Source organism: Alicyclobacillus sp. SP_1 (assembly GCF_024706985.1).
Classification (GTDB): Bacteria; Bacillota; Bacilli; order Alicyclobacillales; family Alicyclobacillaceae; genus Alicyclobacillus_I.
Genome location: NZ_JAMCCX010000053.1, coordinates 1 through 8,260 on the forward strand (window position 1 = coordinate 1; position 8,260 = coordinate 8,260).

General features: G+C 55.3%; 11 protein-coding genes. All 11 read left to right on the forward strand.

Features of this window, described 5'->3' with window-relative positions; genetic code table 11:
- Positions 1 to 85: 85 nt before the first annotated feature.
- The gene (locus tag M4I36_RS12835) at positions 86 to 1,378 is read left to right on the forward strand and encodes an ATPase, T2SS/T4P/T4SS family (RefSeq protein WP_258112149.1); all 1,293 of its coding nucleotides are present in this window, start codon (positions 86 to 88) and stop codon (positions 1,376 to 1,378) included.
- Positions 1,375 to 2,364 (forward strand): hypothetical protein, encoded by a 990-nt coding sequence (locus M4I36_RS12840; protein ID WP_258112150.1) that lies wholly within the window; start codon positions 1,375 to 1,377, stop codon positions 2,362 to 2,364. The genes M4I36_RS12835 and M4I36_RS12840 overlap by 4 nt, the downstream gene beginning before the upstream one ends.
- A gap of 12 nt (positions 2,365 to 2,376) precedes the next feature.
- On the forward strand, positions 2,377 to 3,216 hold the full coding sequence (locus M4I36_RS12845; protein ID WP_258112151.1) for a hypothetical protein: 840 nt from the start codon (positions 2,377 to 2,379) through the stop codon (positions 3,214 to 3,216).
- A gap of 77 nt (positions 3,217 to 3,293) precedes the next feature.
- Entirely contained in the window at positions 3,294 to 3,455 is a 162-nt protein-coding gene (locus M4I36_RS12850; protein WP_258112152.1) for a hypothetical protein, read from the forward strand.
- Between the two features lie 16 nt (positions 3,456 to 3,471).
- Positions 3,472 to 3,636, forward strand: a complete 165-nt coding sequence (locus M4I36_RS12855; RefSeq protein WP_258112153.1) for a hypothetical protein — start codon at positions 3,472 to 3,474, stop codon at positions 3,634 to 3,636.
- A 26-nt stretch (positions 3,637 to 3,662) separates the two neighbouring features.
- The gene (locus M4I36_RS12860) at positions 3,663 to 4,046 is read left to right on the forward strand and encodes a hypothetical protein (RefSeq protein ID WP_258112154.1); all 384 of its coding nucleotides are present in this window, start codon (positions 3,663 to 3,665) and stop codon (positions 4,044 to 4,046) included.
- Positions 4,043 to 4,540 (forward strand): hypothetical protein, encoded by a 498-nt coding sequence (locus M4I36_RS12865; RefSeq protein WP_258112155.1) that lies wholly within the window; start codon positions 4,043 to 4,045, stop codon positions 4,538 to 4,540. Before M4I36_RS12860 ends, M4I36_RS12865 begins: the two co-directional genes overlap by 4 nt.
- A gap of 21 nt (positions 4,541 to 4,561) precedes the next feature.
- Entirely contained in the window at positions 4,562 to 5,131 is a 570-nt protein-coding gene (locus M4I36_RS12870; RefSeq protein WP_258112156.1) for a hypothetical protein, read from the forward strand.
- A gap of 152 nt (positions 5,132 to 5,283) precedes the next feature.
- Positions 5,284 to 5,661, forward strand: coding sequence for a hypothetical protein (locus M4I36_RS12875; protein WP_258112157.1), 378 nt, complete (start codon positions 5,284 to 5,286; stop codon positions 5,659 to 5,661).
- A gap of 132 nt (positions 5,662 to 5,793) precedes the next feature.
- Complete coding sequence (locus tag M4I36_RS12880) at positions 5,794 to 7,215, forward strand: hypothetical protein (protein ID WP_258112158.1); 1,422 nt, start codon at positions 5,794 to 5,796, stop codon at positions 7,213 to 7,215.
- Positions 7,216 to 7,364: 149 nt separating this feature from the next.
- Positions 7,365 to 8,162: a hypothetical protein gene (locus M4I36_RS12885; protein WP_258112159.1), complete on the forward strand. Its 798-nt coding sequence runs from the start codon at positions 7,365 to 7,367 to the stop codon at positions 8,160 to 8,162.
- Positions 8,163 to 8,260 lie beyond the last annotated feature (98 nt).

Consider the following 8,260-nt stretch of genomic DNA (forward strand, 5'->3'; position numbering starts at 1 on the left):
TTGCCCCACTCTGTGGACCCAGATTTCGAATAACCAGAGGGAACACCAATTCATACCATCCTAAGTTGACAGCATTGAGCAACGCGTGGGGGCTAAGGCGGAGGATGACACGTTCCTTCTGCGCAAACATCAGGCGATGATTGGCGATCCGAGCGCACGCTATGCCTTTTTGGAGCGCATTCGTGAGTTTTTGCGGGACGAACCGACGTATCGGCGGACGCAGTACCCCACGTACTATCCGAGTCTCGAAGAGGCCATCTTCGAACACGTTTACGGGTTTGGTCCGATGTCCGTCTGGTTTCGCAACCCCACCGAATCGGCGACGGTCAATGGCGTTGACATCTTGTTTGGGGTCCACGGTAAAAACACGAAAGAATTGCAACCGTTTCGCTACGGATCCATCGAAGAAGTCGAGAAACTGGTGCGCACTCTGACGCTCAAGGACCCGTCCACACAGGTCAACCAGAAGCACAACTGGACGCAAGTCGACATGCTCGATGGCACCCGTGTCACCATTTTTACGCCACCCCTGTCGGAATCGATCACGGTCATTTTCCGTCAGTACCTCTTGCACACGTACACGTTCGAGGAGGAGGCGAGGATGGGGACGATCGATCCGGAGTCGGTGCTTTGGTGGAAGCTCCTCAGCCGTTTGATGCTCTCCATGCTGACCACGGGGCACCGTCGATCCGGCAAGACGACGTTTCTGAAAGTGATTTATGGGGCGAGAGACCCGAATCTCGATGTGCTGACGGTCGAGCGGGGCACGTTCGAAGCCCATTTGCGTCGGGACTTTCCGGAACGAGCAGCGCACATTATGGCGCTGAAATCCGAACTCGACGACATGGAGGCGCTGTTCCCGGCGTTCTTGCGCTCCGATGCACACTACATTTTGGTGCCGGAAATCCGCAGTCAAGAAGTCCACCTTGCCATCCAATCGCGAGAACGGGCGGATGGGTGGCTCGGGAGCTATCACGGCAAATACGCCGAAAACATCCCACTCGAACTGGCTCATTTGCTGTTGGAGGGCAAGGCGAACCTGGATTTTCGTTCGGCGTACATCCGCACCGCACAAAGCATCGATGTGGTCATCGTGATGCGCGAGACCGCGCAAGGGACAAAACGGGTTCAAGCGGTGTATGCCTACGCCTATGACCCGGAGAGGGAAGGGTTTACGGTGACGCCCTGGATGCGCTATGAGGGTGGCCGATGGACGTACTATGCCCACGTTCCGCCGCGTCTTCTGGAGCGCCTGCAGGCCAACGTAGAGCCCGGTGTGCTGAAAGGTTTCCAAGACGAGTTTCAAAAGCTCGCCGAGACAGACCCGATGACGCAACCGAACGTCCAACGTCTCTCCATTGGGGGTGGTGTGCGATGATGACGCTGCTGAGCGATGCCCTTGAGGCCTTCTGGTATCTGATCGCGCTCGCCGGGCTGTTGTGGCTCTTTTCGACGCTGCGCAGCGACGTTGCCGAGCGCCTGCGCAGACTCTATTACGGCTTCGGCCATCGTGAGTGGATGCGCGTCCATGCTGGATTCCAGCGCTTGAAAACGCCTGCCGAGACCCGAACATCGCGGGTGTACCGTATCCACGACCACTTGGAGACGCTCGTCCATACGGTGCGCAAACGCCCCAAGCCGCCCGTCGTGCAGCGGTTTCTCGTGACCTCCGGAGCGCTCGGAGGTTGCGCCGGAGTGTTCGGGTTTGCCGGGGTCCATCGTGTCGGATTTGCGCTTTTTTTCGGCCTCTGCGTCAGCGTCGTGCCCTACCTCTGGCTCCTTGTCCGTCGCTACCAGATTGGGGTGCAAAACAGCTACGACATGCGTCTCTTGCTCGACACGCTGCTGGCTGAGTATCGAAAACATCATCACAGCATGCAGCACGCACTGGAGGCGACGGTGGCGGCGCTCCCGGATCGGCCGATGCGTCGCACGCTGCGTCGTCTGGCCGAACGCACGGCGAACTTTACGACACCCAGTGACGTGCGACGCGTGATCCAACAGTTTGCCGATGAGATGGCGACGACCTGGGCTGTGCAGTTGGCGAACGACTTTGAGCATGCGCTGCTCGACGGTCTGGATGTCGAGGTGTCGCTGCAGATGACGCGCAAAGAACTGCAATTTTTTGAGGACACGCGAAAGGACGAGAAGTGGGTCAGCTCCGACAATCTCTTGATAGGCATCGTCCCCTTCCTGATGTGGCCCCTCGTCGTGCTCCTCTTGCAACTCAAGTTGTCCCACCACATCTTGGCGTATCAGTTTGACACCGCACAGGGGTTCCGGTGGTTGGTCTTGACGGCACTGATGACGTTGACGTCCTTTTTTGTGGGACTCATCTTCTACCGACCAAAACAAGAAGTATAGGGGGGGACCGAGATGCTGTGGATTCTGGCTGTGTGTACGATCCCAGCGGCATGGCTGTTCGTCTCTGCCGTGCAAACCGACGCAGAACGCGTTCGACTGCGGGCACGCGTTGCCGGGCGGTTCTATGCGTTTCGTGCCCGGGTGCAGGCACGCGAGAAAGAGTCTGTGTTGCAGACCGCTTTGGATGCGGCGGGGTTGCCCCTGCGCGCGTCGACGTTTCGTACGTTGCGACTTGTTGGGATTCTGGCGTCGGTCTTCGTCGCGGGATGGAGCATCCTCCATCACGACATGTTCGGGGTCCTGCTACCGGTCGTTCTCGCCGTCCTGACCGAGTGGCATCCGGGCTTTCCGATGGCTTTCTTTTTTCGTTTGCTGCAACAACGAGCGGTTAAGAAACGCAATCAAAGTGTCTATCTCCTCTATCGGCTCTTGTATCAAGAGGTGCTGGTGTTCCAAGGGAGGCCGCTCAGTGTCTACGATCTGTTGCGTCGGCAACTGCCGAGAGTTCCCGTCCTAGCTCCGTTTCTGCGGCGTTGTTTGAGTGGCTACGTCGAGGATCCGAAAGGCGCTTTGAGAGATCTCGCCGTCAACATGGGCACCGAGCAGGCGAAGACACTCTCGGAGATGCTTTGGCAGATGGAAGAAGGCGGTGCGTCGGTCGCGCTTGACGTGTTCCAAGCCAACTACGAAGGATTTCAGACGGATCGCAAGACGGACTACAAGCAAAAGCTGAGTGCGCGGTCGCTCTTGGCCACGGGACTCGTCCTGATGGGGCTCTTGGCCCTGTACAAAGACATCAACGTCTTGGTGCAACTCTATGCGTCGCACATGTTGACGGCGAGTCTGCGCTAAAAAGTGGCGGAACCTTGGCGGAACGGGGGCTGGAATCTCTGTTACGCTGAATCTTGGAGAGAAGGGGGAGATGCATCATGATCCGACGCATCGTCCTCGGGGTCCTCTTGACGGCGGCTTTGGCTCTTTCGGTCCTCTCTGGCGTAGTGCATGGGGTGGCGGCAGAGCAAAGCCGTGGGCAAACGAGTGCGTCGCAAAGTTTGGCCAACGTGCCCTCGTTGGCGCTGGCGACGCGATGAAAGGAGGTGACGAGACGTGGGTGCAGTGAGCCGATGGCTGATTTACGGGATGATCGCACTGGTCGCAGGACTGATCCTTTACGTGGGCTTTGCCTCGTGGAACAGTACGCAACAATCTTCGGCACAGACGTACGCCGGGCAGCAGTTGACCAAAGCAGAACAATCGTATTCCGTATCGTAGGATGGCGAAAGTGAGGTAGGAGCTGGATGGGTCTTCGGAACATCTTGATCGTCGTATTGCTCTCGTTGGTCGTGCTGGCCTGGAGCTATCAACCGTATATGGACATGATCAACGGCATGCGCGAGGAATATCTCCAGTCGGCGGTGTACACGGCCCTCTCGGAGGCGAAAATCAAGGGAGACTTCACCAGCTCCGATCTCGAAAACATCCAAAACACGGTGGCACAGACGCTGGGCTACCCAGCTTCAGAGGTCTCCGTGTCGGGCACGACGGTGCTGGCTTTGTACGGGAGTCCCATGTCGCTGACGATCACGATTCCAAGTCAAATCAGTCTGTTTTCGGGTGGGTCGTCCAATGCAGTGATGCTCACGGCGACGGAGACGGTTGATAGTGAGGCACTCGTCGGATGAAGTGGGTGCTGGTGGTGACGATGCTCGTGATTTTGTTTGTGCAAACCCATCTGCAAGTGCTTAACATGGCGACCCAAGACTATGACGAGACGCGGATTGAGAACGCGTTGCGTCTGGCTTGTCGCAACGCAACGCTGCAAGTGGTGCCCTCCACACAAGCCTCTGGGGAACCCGTGTTTGACCAGACGGTAGCATTCGCTGCCTTTGAAAGCAGCCTCGCACAAAACCTCGACTTAAATCCGGCGACGTTCGAGCCGGAGCCCAACTCGATGTTGACCGTAGCACCCAAGATTCTATCGGTCGCCTACATCGACTGGAGCGACGTATCTGGATTTCCGTACACGTATGTCAATACGACGTACGACTTCACCAAGACGGTGGCTACGCCGTCGATCTTCGTTGAGGTGCAAATGACGATCCCAAGCGATGCGCCCGGTGTGTCGGCTGTGACCGTCGATACCCCTGTGATGGAGAGTTATCACGGGGAACTATGAATTGAGTCTAGAGGTGATGAGATGGAAGTTGGTCGGACGGTATTTATGGTGTTGGGAATATTTGCTTTTATTTTTGGGTTGCAAGAATTTTTCTCTATATTTGCAATGAAACCAACCAAAAGGACAAGAGAAGCATTAAGAGATAAAATGTTGTATCGATTAACAACAAAAAACAGCGATCTTGGAGATGGAAAGGTTCAATTGAAATCAACAGTGAAACCGTTCTGGAAAAGAGACGCAACGGTGCTTATGCAAAATGCCTTGTTTTTCTTTGTTGAAAAACCAACACAATATTTAGTGAATGGACAAAACGTTCATGCCACAGAAGTACTGGTTGAAGTACCGTTTTCCGAACTGGAAAAGTACAACAGTTCAAAAATAAGGTATCGCAAGCACAATGAAGCGGTTGTTTTTTATGGCGAGTACGAAGGTCCAGGCAAAGTATCGACAACCAATTTGACAAAAAATGAGCGCAAGATTAAACCTCTAGTCACATTCAAGGAACCCATGTTGGTAGTAAAAGTATTTTCGATCATCGTTTCAGGCGGTCTTGTGTTTTTAAACGGTTTTTTAGAGTTAGTCAAAAAATAATAGCGTGGTGATCTGCAATGGGAAGCGTACTTTGTCCACAATGTCACAGTGAACAGTGTCAATCCTTTGCCGTGCTGCACGCACACGGGACGTCAATGAGTCATTCGAAATCACGGTCTGGCGGTGTAGGAGTGGTAGGAGGGAACTTGGGGTTGGGTGGAGGGACGACTCACCAATCAGCAGTGGAACAGACTGCAGTCGGTGCATTTACCGCTCCGCCTCCGAAGAAATCACTCAAGTGGAAGAGTGTTTTCACGCTGTTTTTCTTGATAGGTGGAGCGGTCGAAATCGGTGCGGCGCAACCTGCCGACGGAATTCCGACAATGGTCATCGGGGTTGTTGTAGGCTACTTTGTGTATCGTGCGTGGAAGTACAATCGAACGACTTGGTTAACTCGATACAAAGAATGGTCGCAGAAGTGGATGTGCAATCAATGCGGTGCCGTGTTCAGTCCACAATCCGGAGCACACGTCTCCGAAGTGTTGGTAGACTCTCCAACATCGGTGGAAGGCGAAAGTCTGCCGCAGTGACGAGCAGGACGCGGTATGAGGGACACTCTCATGCCGCTTTTTCGTAGACTCAAACAAGCCAAACGAATGTCCCGCGCTGTGCATGTGCGCTTGGTACACTATGGATAGAAGACCACAAAGGGGCTGAACCGGATGAAAAGAACGACGAAAGCGATCGCAGCAAGCCTTCTGGCCCTCTCTGCTGCGCCCATGTTGGCAACCCACGCGATGGCGGCGACTTACACGCGTGGGAACACCGTCATCGAGTGGAACGGCACCACCCTGCTCCATGCCGTGCACCTGGTCGCCGTAGACCCGTGGTCGCACGAGAGCACGAGCTGGCTGCCGGTGTACTATCTTGACGAAGCGATGCAAAAGGCGGGCTTCACGGCCGCGTGGGATGGGACGACGGGGACTTGGTCGCTCACGGTGCCAAGCACCTACGGTATGCCGCCGGACGTGTCGAATCCGCCGTCTTCGCAAGCGACGAACCGCACTAAAATGGCCATTGCGCTGAACGGCACCGTCGTCGCCTACGCACCACGCCTCGTGGCGCCCGACCCGTACAGCGGCGTCGAGACGACGTACGTTCCCATCTACTACGTCACGCAGGTCATGAAACGCGTAGGCATCACGCCGACGTGGAACGGATTAGACTGGGACTTTCAGACGACCTTGACGATCACGCCGTACATTTCATCCTCGACGCCCGTCGGGAACCCGGAGTCGCAGACGACCATGGCGCAGGCCATGTGGGGGATGTTCGACGCGAAGACGTGGGACGTGGTGACGCATCCAACGATGGCCGAGGCAGGCGTGACCCCCACGAGCGCGACGGTGACGGCAGGGGATGTGGCAACGTGGTTGGCCGACTGGGCCAGACATGCACTCGGGTACGTGGACCAAGGTTACGGGACGACCGCTCCTGCGTTTCACTGGTTCCGTATGGCGTATGAGGCGTCGCCCAATCCGTTTACGTGGGGGCAAATCTACGGACTCTATGACGATACGGGCGTGACCAGTCCTACCCAAACGTTGTCGACCCGCCAAGCGCAAACGGTTCTCTCGAACCTCCAGTGGTGGTTGAATGGGTATAAAGTGTTGCCGGACGGAGCGTATCAGCTGCACATTCCGCTGTATTCGCATTACAATGACTTTGCGGATGAAGTGAATGCACAGTCGGCATACACGTTAGGGGACTATGAAGCGGTGTTGACGGAAGACGCGAAGTTTTACGATCAAGTGACGCTGCAACAGTCCGGTGCGGATTGGTTGCTGACCTTGCCCAGTACACAAGGAAGTCCTACGAACGTGGCCTGGGAAGTGGGATATGGCGATTGGGATTATGGTTATCAAGGCGGCCCAAGTGCAAAAGGTGATCAAGGTGGAAGAATGTTCTCTATTCCTTTCAAACCAGGAGTTGGGTTTGCTATTGCGTTGGATTCATTAGATGAGAATGCTTTCGGAGAATTGTTGTTTATTCCCGCGAGTAGTTCTGCCCTCGAACCTCTCTACGTGCTGGATGGTGGCGGAATGCAAAGCAATTCCGAATTGCCAAAGGGTCTCTCCGTATAACGTACGGGGGTCTCAGAAGTCCTACTTCGGTAGGGCTTTTTTTATGTCTTCTCAAAGCAAACGGTTGTGGATAATTTGGCGAAAAGTTGGCGTTTCGGAACCGAAAATTCGTGATACGGTGAAAGAAACATAAGCAAGGGGCGGGGCTGTTGAAAAGAAAAAAACGACTGTGGTTGACGATCGTCATGACGGTGCTTGCCTTTGTGGGCATCGGTGGGTATATGGCCGAAACAGCCTACGCCTATACGTTTTATCCTGCCAGCTTTCAGTACGGAGATTTGGCGCTGAACCCAGAAAATCAGCCTCAAGTGGATGGCGGTTCCAGTATGAAAATTGAGAACCCTGGAACGGAGCCGAATCTGGCTGAGGCTGTCGTTCATGCCTTCATCGCGCATGCACAGGTGGCCGGAGACGGTCAAGGTAATTGGCAGATCCCAGACTTAGACATCGAGGGAAGCACCTCCAACGACGGCTACCCCATGATTGGGGGCTTAGGTTCCGACAGCTACGACATCAACTCCTTTGTGTCGCGGCTCGATGGCAATCTCTCGTATGTTCAAGGCTACATCCAAGCGCATGGAGGTACCACAACAGCATCTTCTTTCTCGACGAACAGCATCTACGACCTCGTGGATCTCGATACGGTCGTTCTGACTTCTGGAGCTACCATGACGGTCCACAACACGCCCACTGGGCAATACGACTCCGAGGGCAACCAGATCCTCTACGGCCAGTACACCATTACGCCGACGGCACCGCCGACCGCAGAGTCGATCCGCATCTCCGACGGGTCGAGCGGGAGCAGTGGCACCGTCACCGAGGGCGATCCGCTCGACATCTCCGTCACGAGCCAGCAGAACGTGGATAACGGAGCCTACACGCACCACTACGACAGCGTCAAAGTGGTGAGCAGCAGTGGTACCACGACGTGGTTGGTCGGCACGTGAACGTAAAACTTTGCACACCCGGCATTGAGGCCTGCGTCATGGGAGAATTGGTGATAACGAGAGTTATCCCCGCTAGGAGTTCTAGCGGGGAACATTCG